This window comes from Bradyrhizobium sp. 134 (genome assembly GCF_023074155.1).
Taxonomy (GTDB): domain Bacteria; phylum Pseudomonadota; class Alphaproteobacteria; order Rhizobiales; family Xanthobacteraceae; genus Bradyrhizobium.
This window is the reverse complement of record NZ_JADPKX010000069.1, coordinates 73,105-91,159: the sequence shown is the minus strand read 5'-3', so window position 1 is coordinate 91,159 and position 18,055 is coordinate 73,105. Positions and strand designations below refer to the sequence as shown.

Sequence of the window (18,055 nt, the reverse complement as noted above, 5' to 3'; positions counted from 1 at the left end):
ATATCTGCCGCATAGATCGTCACTGGATCACCCCTTTTGATTCGGAGCCGACGATGCTGCGCTGGATGGTGCCTGCCCTTGCGGCGATGCTAACGGTCTCAGCTGCGATTGCCGCCGATTTGCCGGCCACGCCGAGGCGGCGGGCTGCCGCTCCGCCACAGGAGCCGCCGCAGGTTTATGTCGAGACCGATCCGGATGCGCTAATCTCGCCGGCCTACGGCATCGGCAGCTACATCCGCAATTTGCCGGGTACGCCACTACTGCCGGGCTCGCATACGCTGCCCGGCTATTACGGCCGCCCCTGGGACTACGATTACCAAGGCGCGTATTACGGCGGGAAGCAGGTCGATTATTTCTGGCGCCTGCCCTATTCGTGCGGCATCTACGGCTATTGCTGAAGAGCAGATCCGATCAGCTGGCCTGACCGACGGGAACGGCGCGCGGCTGCGCTTCGGTTGCGCCACGCGTCGCGAGCCGTTCGGTCTGCATCACCGCAAGCGTCAGCACCACGATCGCGACCGCCTGATGCGCGAGCGCGAGATCAATCGGCACCTGGTTGAGCAGCGTGAGGATGCCGAGCACGCCTTGCAGGCTGACCGCGCCCAGCAGCAAAAGCGCGCCGCTCGCCGCAGACCCCGCGCGTGAACGCACCGCATCGAACGCGTGCAACGCCGCCAGCGCGAACAGCGCATAGGCCGTCATACGGTGCTCGAACTGCACCGTCAGCACATTGTCGAACATGTTGCGCCACCACGGCGTCTCGAACCACAGCCGCTCCCCTGAGGGAATGAACGCGCCGTCGATCTGCGGCCAGGTGTTGTAGGCGCGGCCGGCGCGTAGGCCCGCAACCAGCGCACCAAAATAGATCTGGATGAAGGTCACGACCAGGAGCAAGGCGCTCGTGAAGCGCGGCCGCGAGGATGCTGCGATCGGCGGACGCTCGGCGAGCCGCCGCACCGTCCAGACGATGCCGGCGAAGATCACGAGCGCGAGCACAAGGTGTGTCGCCAGCCGATATTGCGACACCTCGACGCGCTCAGACAGCCCCGAGGCCACCATCCACCACCCCACCGCGCCCTGGAGTCCGCCGAGCCCGAACAACAGCCACAACCGCCGCTTCAACTCGCCGGACAGGCCGCCGCGCCAGAGGAAGAACAGGAACGGCAAAAGATAAGCGACGCCGATGAAACGGCCGAGCAGCCGGTGGCTCCATTCCCACCAGAAGATCTCCTTGAACTCGGACAGGCTCATGCCGGCGTTGAGCTCGCGATATTGCGGGATCGTCTTGTAGGCCTCGAAGGCCGCCGTCCACTGCGCTTCCGAGAGTGGCGGAACGCTGCCCGTGACCGGCTTCCATTCGACGATCGAGAGTCCCGATTCCGTCAGCCGCGTCGCGCCGCCGACCAGCACCATCAGCGCGATCAGCGCAGCGACTGAGATCAGCCACCAGCGCACGGCGCGATGCGGCTCGGTGGGGGCGGAAATCGTCGTCATTCGAGGCAAAACCAGAGCTTGAACCGGACTGCGTGCCCCTTATAGTCCCCCGCTTCCGCAGTGCAAGTTACGTGAAAGCCGCGACATTCCGTCATGACGATCCGCACCCGCAAGTTCCTCGGCACCATCCTGCTCCTGGTGCTCGCCACCGTCTGGGCCCTACTCGGCATGGCGCTGGCGCAGATGCCCTGGATCGCCGAATCCGGCTGGCGGCAGGCAATCTATTACGTGGTGGTCGGCATGGGCTGGGTGCTGCCGGCCATGCCGATCGTAAGCTGGATGCAGCGGCCCGACCGGGTCAAGTCGAGTTCGTAGCGCTTCCAGTTCGTAGCGCTTCTAGGTCGCGGCTGTGCCGGTCGGCTTCACCGGCGCAAAAGCAACCCCCGACACCAGCACCCGCATGATGCGCAGCGAGCGCACCCGGCCATCCCAGGAAATGCGCGGCAGCGCGCGCAGATTGGTGCGTCCCTCCGCGTCCACGACACCCGGGATCGTCGTCACCGCGCTGGCAAAGCCGGCCTCCTCCGCCATGATGACATGGCTGCGCCGGAACGAGGCGCGATCGCCGAACGGAAAGGCGAGATGCCGGATGTCGCGATCGAAGGCCGCTTCCGCGACTGCCTTGCCCATCGTCATCTCGCGCAGCGCGGCCGCATCCTTCATGTTGGTGAGAACGGGATAATTCACGGTCGCACTGCCGATCGTCACCAGCGGGTCGGCCGCAAGCCTCGCCAGATCCTCCCAATTCATCGATGCCTCGCGTGAGAGCGCGGCAAGGTCGACCCGGTAGCGCGTGCAGAGGTCTGCGATCGCAGCCGACACATCCGCCGGCGGCAGCGAGCGCAGCCAGGCCTGGACGAACGAAAACAGCGCCTGCTTCTCGGCGTTATCAGTAACCGTGAAGCGCTGCTCCTTGTCGCCCATCATCAGGCTGACACGGCTCTCGCGCGCGATCACCTGTTCGAGTCCGAGCCACCAGGCCTCACCGACGCCGTCGGGAAACGCCGTAGGCACATAGATCGTGAAGGGCACGGCATGGCGCGCCAGCACCGGATAGGCAAAGTCGATCAGGTCCTTGCCGGCGCCGTCGAAGGTGAGTGCCACGAAGCGCCGCTGTTCCGACAGTGTCACCGCGCGCCGGCAGACCTCGTCCATGCCGAGAAAATCATACTTCCACCGCTTCAGCGCGCGAATGGCGCGATCGAGGAAATGCGGTGTGATCTCGTCCTCGCGCAGCGGCTGAAACCCGCCGCGCCGCCTCGGCCGCACATGCGCAAAGCGCAGGATGGCGCCGGCACCACGACTGCGCAGCGCAGCCTGCCCTGTGAACCAGGTCAGCTCAAGGCGCAGCCGTTCCAGCCATCTGTCGTCGGATGCCAATGTCCCACCTCGCGCCCGTCGGCGGTCGTTTCCCCTCTTATAGTCATTACTCTTTGTTGACACTTCTTTGCAAAGGTCGGCCACAGGCCGAATTACGCATATTTTTGATTTCTCGACAGGTTCGCGAATGACCATGGCTGCGGCGATGCAAAGCCGGACGGCAGAATTGCCAGCGCGGTCGAAAGCGGGCCGCATCGTGCATGTCGATATCGTGACCGATCTCGGCGCGGCCGAGGCCGCCTGGCGCGCCTTCGAGCAGCCCGGCCGCCTCTTCACGCCCTATCAGCGATTTGATCTGCTCAGTCCCTGGCAGCGTCTGGTCGGCGAGCACGAACGCGCCCGCCCTTTCATCGTCGTGGCCCGCGATGCCGAGCATCAGCCACTGCTGCTGCTGCCGCTCTCGCTGCGCCAAAACCACGGCGTCCGTACGGCCTGCTTCATGGGCGGCAAGCACACGACCTTCAACATGGGCCTGTGGAACGCCGAATTTGCAGCGCAGGTCACCATCGGCGATCTCGACGCGCTGCTTGCGCCGCTCGGCGAGCATGCCGACGTTCTCGCACTGACGCAGCAGCCGCTGCACTGGAACGACCAGCAGAACCCGTTCGCGCATTTGCCGCGCCAGAGCGCGATCAACGGCTGCCCGCTGCTCACGATGGAACCGTGCGGTCCGCCGGCATCGCGGATCAGCAACTCCTTCCGCCGCCGCCTCAAGAGCAAGGAGAAGAAGCTCCAGGCGCTCGCCGGTTATCGCTATCATTTGGCGACCACCGATGCGGACATCACCCGCCTGCTCGACTGGTTCTTCCGCGTCAAGCCGGCGCGGATGGCCGAACAGAAGCTTCCCAACGTCTTCGCCGAGCCCGGCGTCGAGCCATTCGTCCGCAGCGCCTGCCTTGCGCCACGCGGTGACGGCCGCGCCATCGACATCCATGCGCTCGAATGCGACGACGAGGTGATCGCGATCTTCGCCGGCGTCGCCGACGGCCAGCGCTTCTCGATGATGTTCAACACCTACACGATGTCGGAGCACGCCCGCTACAGCCCCGGGCTGATCCTGATGCGTTACATCATCGACCGCTGCGCCGAGCGCGGCTACCGCTCGCTCGACCTCGGCATCGGCTCGGACGAGTACAAGCGGATGTTCTGCAAGGACGACCAGGACATCTTCGACAGTTTTGTTCCGCTGACGTCACGCGGAAAGCTCGCGGCCATGGCGATGTCCTCGCTGAGCCACGGCAAGCGGCTGGTGAAACAGAACCAGATGTTGTTCGACCTGGCGCAGCGGCTACGGCGAGCGTTCGGGTAGCTCTCGCATTGCACGACTGCCCTCCTTCTCCCCTTGTGGGAGAAGGTGGCGCGAAGCGCCGGATGAGGGGCTGTATCAGCAAATCAAAATGCGAGAGGCATGCGCGGAGAGAGACCCCTCACCCGTCTCGCCGCTATCGCGGCGAGCCACCCTCTCCCACAGGGGGAGAGGGTAAGAAACGCCTACGCCGCCACGACGCGTGGCGCGTCCCTCGCATCCGACGGCTGCACGGACCTGCTCAGCATCGTCACTTCGCTGAAGCCGACGGCGCTGAGCTGCTCGCACATCAGCGCGCGCGCATCCGGCGTCATCGACGCCTCGGGCACCACGACGGCGCGGGCATTCGCCGTCAGGAGCTCGGCCGGAAGGTCGGAGGCACTGCCGGCATCGAGCAGCACGTGGTCGTAGGCGCGCAGCAGCGCGTCGATCGCGAGCGTCACGCGCGGCGACTGCAACAGGCTGCGATCGAAGCCGGAGCGGCCGGCCATGACCAGATGCAGCCGCGAGAGCTTGTCGCGGGTGATGATCTGCGCGAACGATGCCTCGCCCTGCATCAGCTCGGCAAGGCCGGGTGCCGAGGCATCGACGGACACGGCGGCCATGGTCGGCGAGGACGCGGCGAGATCGACTACGACGACCCGCGCGTCGCGCGCCAGGTGCCGGGCCAATGTCAGCGCCGACAGCGTGATGGCTTCGCCGCTCGCCGTGCCGAGCACCGTGACTTTCTTCGCCATGGTCCCGGCGGCGCGCAGGCTGTCGGCCAGCTGTTGGATCTCCGCGAATTCGGTGACATCGGCGTCAGCCGTCATCTCGGGCTGAAGCGGCGCGGGTTCTGCCATGACTGGATCGACGAAGGGCTCGACCACCACCGGTTGGACGATCTGTTCCTGGCGAGCCGACGCCCGCGTGAGCGCTGGCGCGAACACCGCTACCGCCCGGGGCGCGGTCTGGCGCAACAATTCTCCGGTGACGACGACGCCGGACGAGAGCAGCAGTGTCGCGATCGTTGCGATCAGCACGATCGGCAGCTTCTTCGGATAGGCTGGCGTGTTCGAGACGACGGCGCGCGAGATGATGCGGCCATCCGTCGGCGCGGTGTCGATGGTCTCGCGGGTGTTGGCTTCACGGTACTTCGCGAGATAGGTTTCGAGCAGGTCGCGCTGGGCCTTGGCCTCACGCTCGAGGGCGCGGAGCTGCACGTCCTGGCCGTTGGTGGCCGTCGCCTGCTTCTTGAGCTGCTCGAGGCTTGCGGACAATTCCTGAACGCGGCCGCTGGCGGCGCGCGCATCGTTTTCGAGCGTGCGGGCGAGCTTGGCGGCCTCGTCGCGGATCTGGGTGTCGAGGTCGGCGAGCTGCGCCTTCAATTCCTTGATGCGCGGATGGTTGCCAAGTAAGGTCGAGGATTGCTCGGCCAACTGCGCCCGCAACGCCACGCGCTGCTGCGAAGGCGTACGCATCGATTCCGAGTTCAGCACTTCGGACGATTCGATCGGCTTGCCGCTCTGGATCATCTCGCGGATCAGGCGCGCCTTGGACTCGGCGTCGGCCTTGAGTGCGCGCGCATTGTTGAGCTGGGTGTTGACCTCGCCCATCTGCTGGTTCGACAGCGTCGTGTTGTTGGTGCCGACGAACAGGCTCGACTTGGAGCGGAAGTCCTCGGCCTTCGCTTCGGCCTCGGAGACATTCCGTCGCAGCTCGTCGATCCTGCCGGCATACCACTGGCTGGCGTTTCGGGCCTGATCCTGGCGCGCATCCTGCTGGAGCACGAGATAGCCGTCGGCGATCGAATTGGCGACGCGCACGGCGAGATCGGGATCGGCAGACTGGAATTCGATCACGATCACGCGTGACTTATCGACGGCGTAGGCCTGGAGGCGCTCGTAATAAGCGTCCAGCACGCGTTCTTCCGGCGTCATCGAGAACGGATCGCGGCCGATGCCGATCAGCGCCGCAAGCGACTTCAGTGGCGAGATGCCTTGCAGCACCGGATCGAACTCGGGCCGTTCCGCAAGCTTGTTCTTCTTGATGATCTCGCGCGCGAGATCGCGCGACAGCACGAGCTGCACCTGGCTGGTGACGGCCTCGGCGTCGAGCGCCTGCCGTTCCTCGGCGCGATCACTGTTGGGGCGCAGAAACACGTTCTCGCGGCCGTCGATCAGGATGCGGGATTCGGACTTGTAGCGCGGCGTGATGAGATTGACGATCGCGACTGATGCGACCAGCGCCAGCACCGTCGGCACGATGATCCAGCCGCGCTTGCGCGCCAATGCCGCACCGAGCGCGTGCAGGTCGATGTCGCCGGATTCGACTGGCGCCGGCCGCGGAGCAACGGACGCAGGCTTCGCTTCAATGCTGGGCTCGAGTTCGGCCCGCTTGGCTGCGACCTTCGAGACAGCCCGCTCGACCACCGCCTTGTCCTTGCCGGCACGCCAGAACGCTAAACGCATCGAACACTCCCGCAGGCGCAACGCCACGAACCTACCTCAACCGGGGCGATTACACTCCATTAAGGTTGCCGCTGGGTTAATCGTGGCGTGCGGCAGCTCGCGCGTGCACGTCCGTCACCGTTTGTTAACCACGGGGGCTCTTAATCCGTCTCGATATTTCGTGAGATTGTTCGAGCATTCGCCGTCGAGCGCTGGTTTTGATCATGCCCCCCTCTCCCGACCAGCCGCTTCGCATCCTGCACGCCGTGCGCGCTCCGGTCGGCGGCATCTTCCGCCACATCCTCGACGTCGCCAACGGCCAGGTCGATCGTGGCCATCATGTCGGCATCCTCGCCGACAGCCTCACCGGCGGTGAGCGCGCCGACAAGGCCCTTGCCGAGCTAGCACCGCGGCTGAAGCTTGGCGTGCACCGGATGGCGATCCGCCGCGAACCCTCGCCCGACGATGTCCTGGTCTGGTTCCGCTTGCGGCGCCTGATCGCCACGCTCAAGCCCGACGTGATGCACGGCCACGGCGCCAAGGCCGGCGCTTTCATCCGCATGCGGCGGCGATCCGACGACACCATCCGCATCTACACCCCGCATGGCGGCTCGTTGCATTATCCCCTCAACACCCTCAAGGGCGAATTTTACGCGCGGCTCGAGCGTGCGCTGATGGACGCGACCGACCTGTTCCTGTTCGAAAGCGCGTTTGCCCGCGACACCTATCAGCGCATCGTCGGCAAGCCGAAGGGCGTGGTGCATTGCGTCTTCAACGGCGTGACGCCGGAGGAATTCGAACCTGTCGTCATGGCCGACGACGCCACCGACCTCGCTTATGTCGGTGAGTTCAGGCACATCAAGGGCGCCGATCTGCTGGTCGACGCGGTGGCGCGCCTGCACGAGGGCGGCAAGAAGGTCACACTGACGCTCGGCGGCGACGGCGAGGAGACCGCGGCGCTCAAAGCGCAAGTCGAGAGGCTTGGCCTCTCCGGTGCCATCCGCTTCATCGGTCACGTCAAGGCACGCTACGGCTTCTCCAAGGGGCGGCTGCTGGTCGTCCCGTCGCGTGGCGATTCCATGCCCTATGTCGTGATCGAGGCCGGCGCCGCCGGCATTCCGATGATCGCGTCCAAGATCGGCGGCATCCCCGAGATTTTCGGCGCGGAGAACCCGGCGCTGTTTGCGCCGAGCAACGCGGAGGCCATGGCGGAAGCGATTGCGGCCGCGCTCGACAATCCGCAGGGAACAGCGCAGCGCGCCTCGTCTCTTCGCGAGCGCATCTCCGCGCATTTCTCCCAGCAGGCGATGGTCGACGGCGTGCTCGCGGGCTATCGCAACGCATTTGCCAATCATTAACCACCCTTAAGACCGCTTTAGAGAATCTTCCGATTTGTCCGATAATCCAAGCGCCAGGGGATGCTCGCCCGGGGCGCAAGGACGCGGCCCCGCGGGTTTTTGGAATGGACGTGGACGCCCGTGGAACCGCTCAACGCACGCTCGATGCTCGATGCCGCGACCAGCGCCGCGGCGAAGCCGGCTGACCGGCCCTTTGTGGAGCGGCGTCAACGGCTCTCGCCCGCCGCGCTCGACGTCGTCAACCAGAAAGTCGCCCGCGCCTATTCACCGATCGTGATCACCGGCTTCGTACGCCTCGCTGATTTCGCGCTGCTGAGCCTCGTCGGCATCGTCCTCTATCTCGGCTATGTCATGCCGCACGCCGGCTCCTTCAGCTGGATCTATCCCGCGCAGGTCATCGCCGTCGCGGTTTCCGCCGTGGTCTGCTTCCAGGCCGCCGACATCTATCAGGTGCAGCTGTTCCGCGGTCAGCTCCGGCAGATGACGCGGATTATCTCGTCCTGGTCGTTCGTCTTCCTGCTGTTCATCGGCATCTCCTTCTTCGCCAAGTTCGGCAGCGAAATATCGCGGTTGTGGCTTGCCGCCTTTTACGTCCTCGGGCTCGCCGCGCTCCTCTGCGAGCGTCTGGTGCTGCGCTCGCTGGTGCGCGCCTGGGGGCGTGAGGGCCGGCTCGACCGCCGCACCATCATCGTCGGCTCCGACCGCAACGGCGAACAATTGGTCGAGGCGCTGAAAGCGCAGGAGGATTCCGACATCCACGTGCTCGGCGTGTTCGACGACCGCAACGACAGCCGCGCGCTCGACACCTGTGCCGGCGCGCGCAAGCTCGGCAAGGTCGACGACATCGTCGAGTTCGCCCGCCGCACCCGCGTCGATCTCGTGCTGTTTGCTCTGCCGATCTCCGCCGAGACGCGCATCCTGGAGATGCTGAAGAAGCTTTGGGTGCTGCCGGTGGACATCCGCCTCTCCGCGCACACCAACAAGCTGCGCTTCCGTCCGCGCTCCTATTCCTATATCGGCGAAGTGCCGACGCTGGACGTGTTCGAGGCGCCGATCACCGACTGGGATCTGGTGATGAAATGGCTGTTCGACCGCGTCGTCGGCACCCTCGCGCTGCTAGTGGCCTTGCCGGTGATGGGATTGGTGGCGCTGGCAGTGAAGCTCGACAGCCCCGGCCCCGTGCTATTCCGCCAAAAGCGCTTCGGCTTCAACAACGAGCGCATCGACGTCTACAAGTTCCGCTCGATGTACCATCATCAGGCGGATCCGACGGCCTCGAAGGTCGTGACCAAGAACGACACGCGCGTCACCCGGGTCGGCCGCTTCATCCGCAAGACCAGCCTCGACGAACTGCCGCAGCTCTTCAATGTGGTCTTCTCCGGCGATCTCTCTTTGGTCGGCCCGCGTCCGCATGCGGTGCAGGGCAAGCTGCAGAGCCGCCTGTTCGACGAAGCCGTCGACGGCTATTTCGCCCGCCACCGGGTCAAGCCCGGCATCACCGGCTGGGCCCAGATCAACGGCTGGCGCGGCGAGATCGACAACGAAGAGAAGATTCAGAAACGCGTCGAGTTCGACCTCTATTACATTGAGAACTGGTCGGTGCTGTTCGATCTCGTGATTCTACTGAAGACGCCGATCTCGCTGCTGACCAAGAACGAGAATGCGTATTGAGTTTTGTGTGCCCGAGCCACGCTGTCATCGCCCGGCTTGACCGGGCGATCCAGTAATCACCGGCAGCGGAAACTGCCACGAACGGCTCGGAGTACTGGATGCCCCGCCTTCGCGGGGCATGACGGCGGAAGTTGTAATTGTGGCGTATGAGTAGCGTGAGCGTGTGATGGCATATGCGGCAACAGCCGGGGAGATGAATGCAGCGGTTCGCGCTGCGCCCGGCGTGCTGGCCCTTCAGCGCGCGCTGATATGGCTGGTCGGCGCCTCCGGCGCGATCGTCTTCATCGAGCCGAGCCCCTACGAGATCGTGACGCTGCTGGCCACCGTCACCTTCTTCGCCACCGGCCTGCGTCTGCGGCTCGCTTTGATGCCACTGGTGCTGATGCTGGTCCTGCTCAATATCGGCTACACGATCAGCGCAATCCCGCTGTTCGAACAGTCGGAGGTGGTCAGCTGGATTGCGACCTCCTGGTACATGGCGGTGACCGTCGTGTTCTTCGCCATGGTCACGTCGGAGGACACCGCGGCCCGGCTCGACATGCTCCGCCGCGGGCTCGTGGTCGGCGCGATGGTCGCCTCGCTATTGGCGGTCGCCGGCTACTTCCACCTGGTTCCCGGCGGCGACGACCTCCTCACACTGTACGGACGCGCGCGCGGCACCTTCAAGGACCCGAACGTGCTCGGCGCCTTCCTGATCCTGCCGGCACTGTTCTCCCTGCAGAGCGTCGTCTCCGACAAGTTCGGCAAGGCGTTTCGCAACGTCATCGCCTTCGGCATCATGTCGCTGGCGATCCTGCTCGCGTTCTCCCGCGCCGCCTGGGGCGGGCTGGTGCTGACATCCGCCTTCATGCTGGCGCTGATGGTGCTGACCAGCCGCACCAACGCGCAACGCTCGCGTATCATCGTCATGGCGATCCTGGCCGCGGTGCTGGGCCTTGCGCTGATCGCGGTGTTGATGTCGTTCGATTCCACCGCCGAGATGTTCAAGCAGCGCGCGAGCTTCGACCAGAGCTATGACGAAGGCAGGTTCGGCCGGTTCGGCCGGCACATTCTGGGAGCGGAGATGGCGCTCGACCTGCCGTTCGGCATCGGCCCTCTGCAATTCCACCGCTTCTTCCCCGAGGACACCCACAACTCCTATCTCAACGCCTTTATGTCCGGCGGCTGGCTGTCAGGCATCTGCTATCCCGCGCTGGTCTTCACGACCGTCATCATGGGTGTCAGGCACATCTTCGTGCCCGTGCCCTGGCAGCGCGCTTATCTGGCGGTGTTCTCCGCCTTCGTCGGCACCGTCGGCGAAAGCTTCGTGATCGACACCGACCACTGGCGCCACTTCTGGATGATGCTGGGCGCGATGTGGGGCATGATCGCGGCTGCGCAGATCTACAAGGCTAGGGCTGGCGACGAAGCTTCTTCAGCTTGAGATCGGGGCGTTTCTCCGGCGGCGTATCGAGCAGGCCCTTCAGCGCCGCGGTCGCCGCGAGCACGCCCTTGTAGCCCTCATTGGCGAAGCGCAGCAGCAGGCGCAATTCCTGGTCGGAATAGCCGCCAAAAACCTTCTCCATCGCCTGCTGCATCGGCACGTAGAACTGCCCTAGCCGTTCTATCGCCTCCGGCACGACGGCAATGAAGACCTTGCGACGATCGGCATCGTCGCGCTCACGACGCACCAGGCCCGCCTTTTCGAGCCGGTCGACCACGCCCGTGATGGCGCCGGTCGTGAGCCCCGTGACTTCGGCGAGCCGGCCGGCGGTGACACGGCCTTCGAGATACAGGATGTCCATGCATTCGAGGTCGGAATTGGCAATTCCGGCAACGTTCGCAACGGTCTGGCCATAAAGCACGCCCTGCGCGGACGACCTGCGCATCGCCTCCTCGAGCTCCTGCAGCAGCGCGGCGCGCGCCTTCGTCCTTGACAAGGCAGACCTCGTATCTTAGTGGGTAGATATCTTAGTAACTAAGAGATTTAGCAACCGTAATTCTCATAGCACCACGGAAACGTCGGGAGCAAGCCATGTCCTATCGTCCCCGCAAGGCCCTCATCATCGGCGCCGGCATCGCCGGCCCCGTGACGGCGATCCTGCTGCGCCGCGCCGGCATCGAGTCCGCGATCTACGAGGCCTGGCCCTATTCGAAAGGCATCGGCGGCGGCCTTCAGATCGCACCGAACGGCATGCAGGTCATGGACGAGATCGGCCTTTCGAACGAGCTGATCAGCCGCGGCTCGGTCGCGGAATCGTTCGACTTTTATTCGCAAGGCGGAGAGAGGCTCGGCTCGATCAACCGCGACATGGCACGGCGCTTCGGCCAGCCCGCGGTCAATGTCTGCCGCGCCACGCTGAACGAGATGCTGATCGACAAGGCCTGGTGCGCGTGCGTTTCACTCTTTTTCGAGAAGCGCCTGATCAAGATCGAGGATCGCGGCGACCAGCCGATCATCGCCTACTTCGCCGACGGCACCACGGCCGAAGGCGATTTCCTGATTGGCGCCGACGGCGTGCACTCGGTGACGCGGCGCCAGGTGGTGCCGGACGGGCCGCAACCGTTCGACACCGGACTGATCAGCTTCGGCGGCTTCGTGCCGCACGCCGTCCTCGACGGCCGGCCGATCGGCCGGCACGTCGAGACCACGTTCGGGCAAAGCGGCTTCTTCGGCTACGGCTATTGCAGTCCCGATCCGAACGACGGCGTGATGTGGTGGAGCACGCAGCCGGCGCACGGCATGGACGCGGCGATGTTCCGCGCGCTCGACCGTGCAACGCTGAAGCAGCACCTGCGCGGCTTCCACCGCGGCTGGCACGATCCGATCCCTGGCATCATCGAGGCAGCCGAGAACATCGTGATCACCGACACGCTCGACGTCGCCACCCTGCCGACCTGGTCGCGCAAGCGCTCGCTGCTGATCGGCGATGCCGCCCATGCGACCAGCCCCCATGCCGGCCAGGGCGCCTCGCTCGCGCTGGAGGATGCGATGCGCCTCGCCCGGTTGATGCAGCAAGGCCAGGAGCTCGGCGCCACCTTCCAGGCCTTCGAGGCCGAACGGCGCCCGCGCACGGAAAAAATTGTCGCCATGGCCCGCCGCAACGGCAACAGCAAGCGCGAGTTCAGCGCCACCGGCGCGTGGATCCGCAATCAGATGATGAAATGGCTGCTGCCGCTGGGCGCGAAAGGCATGGATTTCATGTACGCGTACGACGCGCGGGCGGTGTAGTGGCGAACGCTGTCATGCCCGCGAAGGGCCGTAGGATGGCAAAGGCGCAAAGCGCCGTGCCCATCATCTCTCCGCAATCGCGATAGACATGGTAAGCTAGGCCCGGGCTTCGACCTCGAACGTCAGCCCCGCATGCTCCTGCAGCCGCTTGATCAGCTTGTGCTGCATCGCCGCGCCCGGGGTCCAGAAGCCGGCTGTGACGTCGGTCGTGTCGCGCAGCATGCAGATCGCGCATTCGGAGATCATCTTCGAGGTCGAGCCGTAGCCGGGATCGCGGTCGCCGGTGACGCCGGCGCGGACCATGCGGCCATCAGGTGCGATCGCGACATAGAGCAGATCGAACAGGCCGTTTTCGCGCTCTTCCTTCGACGGCCCCTCGCCCGGCTTCGGTGCGTCGGGGCCGGTCTTGCCCGCATTGGCAGCCATCACGAGCTTGGCGTTGGCTTCGCCCTTCTCGCCGGGACCGGTCAGGACCATCTCGTCATAGACGAAGTCCTGGCCGTAGGGGAATCCCATCAGCATGTTGGAGCGGTGAACGTTGCGCGTGTTGATCAGCGCCATCATGAACGGCGCCGCCCAGGATTGCAGGTCCTCCTCGAAGGCGGCCCTGTTGCCTTTCGGCTGCTTCGGGCCGGTGAAGCCGGGCGTCAGCGCAAAATGATCGTTGAGAATGGCGACAAGGCTGAGATCCCTGGCCACCGCATCGAAGGTCGCCTTCGCGCTCGCGGCGGTGCCGCCCGAGAGCGTGCCCCGCATGTCGCGCACACGCCCTTTCACCCGCGGGGCCGGCGCGCCGAAGACACGTTTGGCCTCTTCCTGGACGAAGAGCGTACCGAGCTCGAACGGCACGGAATCGTAGCCGCACGAAAACACGATCCGCGCGCCGCTCTCTTTCGCAGCCGCCTCGTACTTGTCGATCATCTGGCGCATCCAGATCGGCTCGCCGCAGAGATCGAAATAATCCGTGCCGGTGGCGACGCAGGCGGCGAGCAGTTCCTCACCATAGAGCTGATACGGGCCGACGGTGGTGATCACCGACATCGTCCGTTCCGCCATCGCCTTCAGCGAGGCCGGGTCCGACGCATCCGCGACAATAAGCTCCGTATTCCCGGGTGCGCCGATCGCATCGCGCACCGATTTCAGCTTGCCGAGGCTGCGGCCCGCCATCGCCCATTTGAGCGAATGGTCGCTCTTGTAATGCTGGGTCAGATATTCGGCGACGAGCTGGCCGGTAAAACCGGTCGCGCCATAGACGACGATGTCGAATTTCGCAGAGCTCATGGTCGGCCTTTACTTTACTTCTTCGCGTAGCTCACGCCCATGCCGGCACGGACATCGCTTTGAATACCATAGGGCGGGATCGGATAACGCAGGCCGTTCTTCGCCAGCGCCTTCATGCCCACAACCGCCTTGGCGAGATGTTCCGGCTTCAGGGCCATCAGCATCTCCTCGTCCGGTACGCCGCCATAGCGCCGTTCGGCATAGCATGGCAAGGACAGGCTGGGCTCACCGCTCTTGAGCGCCCTGCCCCAGGAATCGGCGCAAGCGGTCTCGCCGACCACGCCCCATTCGAACTTCTTGTATCCGGTATATTGCAGCCCATTGATCAGGATGATCATCTGCCCCGGCGTCGCATAGACGAGACAGATGTCCGGCGGGTCGAGCCGGCCGCTCGACAGCGGGCTGACTGCGAGCGCCTGATATTGCCCGAACGGAACCACGTCCAGCGCCTCCTGACGCTTGCGTGCGTCCTCCGCGGTGCCATGCCAGACCCCGACATAGTTTTCGCCGGCGAGCCATTTCTCGTCCTGCGGTGCAAGGCCGATCACCGCGCGGCATTGCGCGCCGACGAGATCGTCGGCCGTGATGCCCACTGTCCAGCCCAGACGCGCCGCCATGCTGACGATCTGGTCGGTGGTGTGGACCGCGTTCGGCCGCCGGATTTTCGGAATTGCCTCCATGTCCGCGGTCCGCGCGAACAACTTCATGCCGATCACCGTGGTCTTCAGCCGCAGCAGGCTGTTGAGATCGGCGACGAGGCCGGCAAGATCGATGCTGTCTGCACTCTGCTGTTGCATGGCGTCCTCCCGGCCGGGCGTTCGCGCACCGGCGCTGTTATTGCTTCTTGAACGGTTCTAGTCCTTCGCCGGTCCCGGGAGCAACTCGCCAGTCCGGCCCATCAGGCGGTAGGCGACGAGCCCGATCCATTCGCGCACGGCGACCTCGGTTCGGCCGAGCCCGTCCGTGCCGACATTGGTGAAAGAGAAGAGATCGTCACGCCCGCCCATTCGCCAGTCCACGGGATAGGCTTCCACGTCAAATCCCGCCTTGCGAAAGATCCCCATCGAACGCGGCATGTGAAAGGCCGAGGTGACCAGGAGCCAGCGCTCGCCCGGCTTGGGCGCCACCAATTGTTTGGTGAAGATGGCATTCTCGTAGGTGTTGCGAGAGTCCCGCTCGAGGATCAGGCGCTGCTTCGCGATGCCCAAATTTTCCAGGATCGGCGCGGAGTAGTCGGCCTCCCGGGAGTCCGTCGAAACCAGGTTCGCGGTGCCCCCGGTGAAAACAACGCGCGTGTTCGGATAGCGGCGCGCGAGCTCGGCCGGCGCAAACAGGCGATCGGCCGCGTGTGCGACGACCGGCGTGCGGTGCGCCGCCGACAGATCGGTGTCGACCGAGCCGCCGAGCACGATGATGCCGTCGGGCGCGCCGCGCGACGGATCCCACGGCGGGAAACGCGACTCCAGCGGATAGAGCAAAAGGTTGCCGAGCGGCGAAAACGCGGCGAGCGCCAGCAGGATCAGCGTGGCCGCGGCGAGCTTGCGGCCGAATGCGGCAAAGCGCGTCGCCATCAGCACGACCGAGACGATCCCAAGCTCGATCATGAAGTTGATCGGCAGCACCGCGGCGCCGAGGGTCTTGGACAGGACAAAAAGCAGGGGGAGCCTCGCTGGAATGATCGTGCCTGGTGCGCGCGGGCTTGACCCGCCCGTCGATCTTCAGAAAGCTTCTTGGAAGAGGATCGATTGCCTGGTCAAGCCCGGGCCTGTGAAATGGACGGATACCACATGACCCATCACCACCTGCATTCCAGCCCCGAGACCTGTCATTGGGGCTTCTTCGAAGCCGCGCTCAAGCCCGTCCTCACCATCGCGAGCGGCGACGAGGTCACGATCGACACCATCAGCGGCGGTCCGGACATGCTACCCGACCCCAGCAAGTTTCACATTCCGCCCGAGATGCACAAGGTTCACGCCGAAAACGAGCGCATGCTGCCTGGCCACATCCTCACCGGCCCGATCGCGGTCGAGGGGGCCGAGCCCGGCGACGTGCTCGCGGTCGAGATCCTCGACGTCCAGCTCCGGCAGGATTGGGGCTGGAACATGATCAAGCCGCTGTCCGGCACCCTGCCCGACGATTTCCACGAGACGCGCATCCTGAATATCCCGCTCGACCGGTCGCGGATGGTCGCCCGCATGCCGTGGGGGCTCGACCTGCCGCTCAAGCCGTTCTTCGGCGTGATGGGCGTTTCGCCGCCTCCGGCCTGGGGCCGCATCTCCTCGCTCGTTCCTCGCGCCATGGGCGGCAACCTCGACAACAAGGAGCTTGGCGCTGGTGCGACGCTGTACCTGCCCGTGTTCGTCCCGGGCGCGCTGTTCTCCTGCGGTGACGGCCACGGCGTGCAGGGCGACGGCGAGGTCTGCGTCACCGCGATCGAGACCGCACTCCAGGGCCGCTTCCGTCTGACGCTGCGCAAGGATCTCAGGCTCGACTATCCCCGCGGCGAGACGGAGACGCATTACATGACCATGGCGATGGATCCCGACCTCGACCAGTGCGTGGTGCGGGCGCTGCGCGACATGATCGTGCTGCTGGGCGAGAGGCGCAATTTGTCCCGCGAGGACGCCTATACGCTGTGCAGCCTGGCGGCCGATCTGCGGGTGACCCAGACCGTCAACGGCTCCAAGGGCATCCATTGCATGATCGAAAAGGCGATCGTGCACGGCTGAGCCGACCCGCCCTCTCCTGACCTCTCTAGGCCACGCCGCCGCCTGCCTTCTCGCGCGGCGTGTCCTGCCATGCCTGATTTCCCTCGCGATTCCAACGAGCTGACCGAGCGTCGCAGCCTGCATTTGACTTCCGCCGCCAAACCTAAATAGAGTCTTAATCGTAACTTTTATGTACCCGCGTATGAGGCTAGCGTTTAGGCATGGCCACCGAAAAAGCCGAGACTGACCGCATTCCCGTAACCTTGGCGCTCTCGACCATCACCTATCTGGAGAAGCTGGTGAGACAGGGCACCCACGGCACCAGCGTTCCCGGCGTCGCACGTACCTTGATCGAGGAAGGCATCCGTCTCGCCATCAAGGACGGGCTTTTGTCGATTCGCGACAATGGCAGAACGTGAGCGCGCGCCGAACGTGAGGCGGACGGATCTCGAGAGGCGGATGGCCGACATCTGCAACCTGGGACCGCACCAATGCCTGTTCTCTCACCCACCTGGACCGACGAACGAATTGAACTTTTGAAGCAGCATTTCGAGGCTGGCCTCTCCTGCCGCGAGATCGCCGCCGACATCGGCGTCAGTCGCAATGCCGTGATCGGCAAGCTGTCCCGCCTCAATCTGACGCGCGGCCGGACCGTCGACGATCGCAAGGTTCACGACAGGGGCCTGGCGCCGGCGCGCGCGCCGCGGACCGTCCCGCGGCTGCAATACGAGATGCTCGCCACGATCTATGGGGAAACCGGTGTGCCGATGGTCGCCGGTCCGATCGACGACGCCAATCGCTGCTCGCTGCTGGAGCTTGCCGAGAACCGCTGCCGCTGGCCGATCTCGACGCCCGGCGCCGACGATTTCTGCTTCTGCGGCAACTCCGCACCCGACGGCCAGTCCTATTGCGCCGGCCACAGCCGCCTCGCCTACCGGCCGAATTCCCGCGCGCGCGTCATGCGCGGCTAGAGCCAAGTCTTAGAGCCAAGTCCTGGAGCCAAGTCCTGGAGCCATGGACCAAAACGAAAAACCTCCGGCAGGGCATTGCCGGAGGTTTCTGGAGGTTTAGCATCAAGTCAGAGCCGCAACTTTCGTCATCGGCTGAGAACTATATAGCTTAGTAACTCAGGTAAGTAAATAAATTTGGGCCGACCGAATCGCATGGCTCGTCTTCGTCGCCCGCACGGGCCGCCGGATTTTCCGAAAGCCCATCTC

The 18,055-nt window shown here is 64.8% G+C and carries 17 protein-coding genes; 10 read left to right on the top strand and 7 right to left on the bottom strand.

Annotation, left to right across the window (positions count from 1 at the left end; translation table 11 throughout):
• Window positions 1-53 precede the first annotated feature (53 nt).
• Window positions 54-398, top strand: coding sequence for a hypothetical protein (locus IVA75_RS25585; RefSeq protein ID WP_247289433.1), 345 nt, complete (start codon window positions 54-56; stop codon window positions 396-398).
• A gap of 13 nt (window positions 399-411) precedes the next feature.
• On the opposite strand, the gene IVA75_RS25580 is transcribed toward IVA75_RS25585, so the two are convergent.
• A complete protein-coding gene (locus tag IVA75_RS25580; RefSeq protein WP_247289432.1) occupies window positions 412-1,494 on the bottom strand; it encodes a COX15/CtaA family protein in 1,083 nt (360 codons plus the stop codon).
• A 93-nt stretch (window positions 1,495-1,587) separates the two neighbouring features.
• Here IVA75_RS25580 and IVA75_RS25575 point away from each other — a divergent pair, with 93 nt between their 5' ends.
• Window positions 1,588-1,809, top strand: coding sequence for a DUF2842 domain-containing protein (locus tag IVA75_RS25575; protein ID WP_247289430.1), 222 nt, complete (start codon window positions 1,588-1,590; stop codon window positions 1,807-1,809).
• A gap of 21 nt (window positions 1,810-1,830) precedes the next feature.
• Here IVA75_RS25575 and IVA75_RS25570 read toward each other — a convergent pair whose 3' ends face one another.
• Window positions 1,831-2,874, bottom strand: coding sequence for a polysaccharide deacetylase family protein (locus IVA75_RS25570; protein WP_247289428.1), 1,044 nt, complete (start codon window positions 2,872-2,874; stop codon window positions 1,831-1,833).
• Between the two features lie 127 nt (window positions 2,875-3,001).
• Between IVA75_RS25570 and IVA75_RS25565 the strand changes: the two genes are divergently transcribed.
• Window positions 3,002-4,183 carry a GNAT family N-acetyltransferase gene (locus IVA75_RS25565; RefSeq protein ID WP_247289426.1) on the top strand — a complete coding sequence of 394 codons (1,182 nt, stop codon included), beginning with the start codon at window positions 3,002-3,004 and terminating at the stop codon, window positions 4,181-4,183.
• Between the two features lie 182 nt (window positions 4,184-4,365).
• Here the strand turns inward: IVA75_RS25565 and IVA75_RS25560 are convergent, their stop codons facing one another.
• Window positions 4,366-6,630: an exopolysaccharide transport family protein gene (locus IVA75_RS25560; RefSeq protein WP_247289424.1), complete on the bottom strand. Its 2,265-nt coding sequence runs from the start codon at window positions 6,628-6,630 to the stop codon at window positions 4,366-4,368.
• A 203-nt stretch (window positions 6,631-6,833) separates the two neighbouring features.
• Between IVA75_RS25560 and IVA75_RS25555 the strand changes: the two genes are divergently transcribed.
• From IVA75_RS25555 to IVA75_RS25545, 3 genes are all read left to right on the top strand, one after another.
• Window positions 6,834-7,967 (top strand): glycosyltransferase family 4 protein, encoded by a 1,134-nt coding sequence (locus IVA75_RS25555; RefSeq protein WP_247289422.1) that lies wholly within the window; start codon window positions 6,834-6,836, stop codon window positions 7,965-7,967.
• 120 nt (window positions 7,968-8,087) lie between these two features.
• Window positions 8,088-9,638: an undecaprenyl-phosphate glucose phosphotransferase gene (locus tag IVA75_RS25550; protein ID WP_247289420.1), complete on the top strand. Its 1,551-nt coding sequence runs from the start codon at window positions 8,088-8,090 to the stop codon at window positions 9,636-9,638.
• A 166-nt stretch (window positions 9,639-9,804) separates the two neighbouring features.
• The gene (locus IVA75_RS25545) at window positions 9,805-11,061 is read left to right on the top strand and encodes an O-antigen ligase family protein (RefSeq protein ID WP_027567238.1); all 1,257 of its coding nucleotides are present in this window, start codon (window positions 9,805-9,807) and stop codon (window positions 11,059-11,061) included.
• Here IVA75_RS25545 and IVA75_RS25540 read toward each other — a convergent pair.
• Complete coding sequence (locus IVA75_RS25540; protein ID WP_051462695.1) at window positions 11,030-11,506, bottom strand: MarR family transcriptional regulator; 477 nt, start codon at window positions 11,504-11,506, stop codon at window positions 11,030-11,032. The two genes, IVA75_RS25545 and IVA75_RS25540, sit on opposite strands and share 32 nt — an antisense overlap.
• A 146-nt stretch (window positions 11,507-11,652) precedes the next feature.
• Between IVA75_RS25540 and IVA75_RS25535 the strand changes: the two genes are divergently transcribed.
• Entirely contained in the window at window positions 11,653-12,849 is a 1,197-nt protein-coding gene (locus tag IVA75_RS25535; RefSeq protein WP_247289418.1) for an FAD-dependent monooxygenase, read from the top strand.
• A gap of 96 nt (window positions 12,850-12,945) precedes the next feature.
• Here the strand turns inward: IVA75_RS25535 and IVA75_RS25530 are convergent, their stop codons facing one another.
• The 3 genes from IVA75_RS25530 to IVA75_RS25520 are packed head-to-tail and all read right to left on the bottom strand — an operon-like array spanning window position 12,946 to window position 15,734.
• A complete protein-coding gene (locus tag IVA75_RS25530) occupies window positions 12,946-14,130 on the bottom strand; it encodes a saccharopine dehydrogenase NADP-binding domain-containing protein (RefSeq protein ID WP_247289416.1) in 1,185 nt (394 codons plus the stop codon).
• Window positions 14,131-14,144: 14 nt separating this feature from the next.
• Window positions 14,145-14,927 (bottom strand): DUF169 domain-containing protein, encoded by a 783-nt coding sequence (locus IVA75_RS25525; RefSeq protein WP_027567242.1) that lies wholly within the window; start codon window positions 14,925-14,927, stop codon window positions 14,145-14,147.
• A 57-nt stretch (window positions 14,928-14,984) separates the two neighbouring features.
• Window positions 14,985-15,734 carry a YdcF family protein gene (locus tag IVA75_RS25520; protein ID WP_247289414.1) on the bottom strand — a complete coding sequence of 250 codons (750 nt, stop codon included), beginning with the start codon at window positions 15,732-15,734 and terminating at the stop codon, window positions 14,985-14,987.
• 183 nt (window positions 15,735-15,917) lie between these two features.
• Between IVA75_RS25520 and IVA75_RS25515 the strand changes: the two genes are divergently transcribed.
• From IVA75_RS25515 to IVA75_RS25505, 3 genes are all read left to right on the top strand, one after another.
• Entirely contained in the window at window positions 15,918-16,859 is a 942-nt protein-coding gene (locus IVA75_RS25515; RefSeq protein ID WP_247289412.1) for an acetamidase/formamidase family protein, read from the top strand.
• A 200-nt stretch (window positions 16,860-17,059) separates the two neighbouring features.
• A complete protein-coding gene (locus IVA75_RS25510) occupies window positions 17,060-17,257 on the top strand; it encodes a hypothetical protein (protein ID WP_007603456.1) in 198 nt (65 codons plus the stop codon).
• Window positions 17,258-17,329: 72 nt separating this feature from the next.
• Window positions 17,330-17,809, top strand: a complete 480-nt coding sequence (locus tag IVA75_RS25505; RefSeq protein WP_027567245.1) for a GcrA family cell cycle regulator — start codon at window positions 17,330-17,332, stop codon at window positions 17,807-17,809.
• Window positions 17,810-18,055 lie beyond the last annotated feature (246 nt).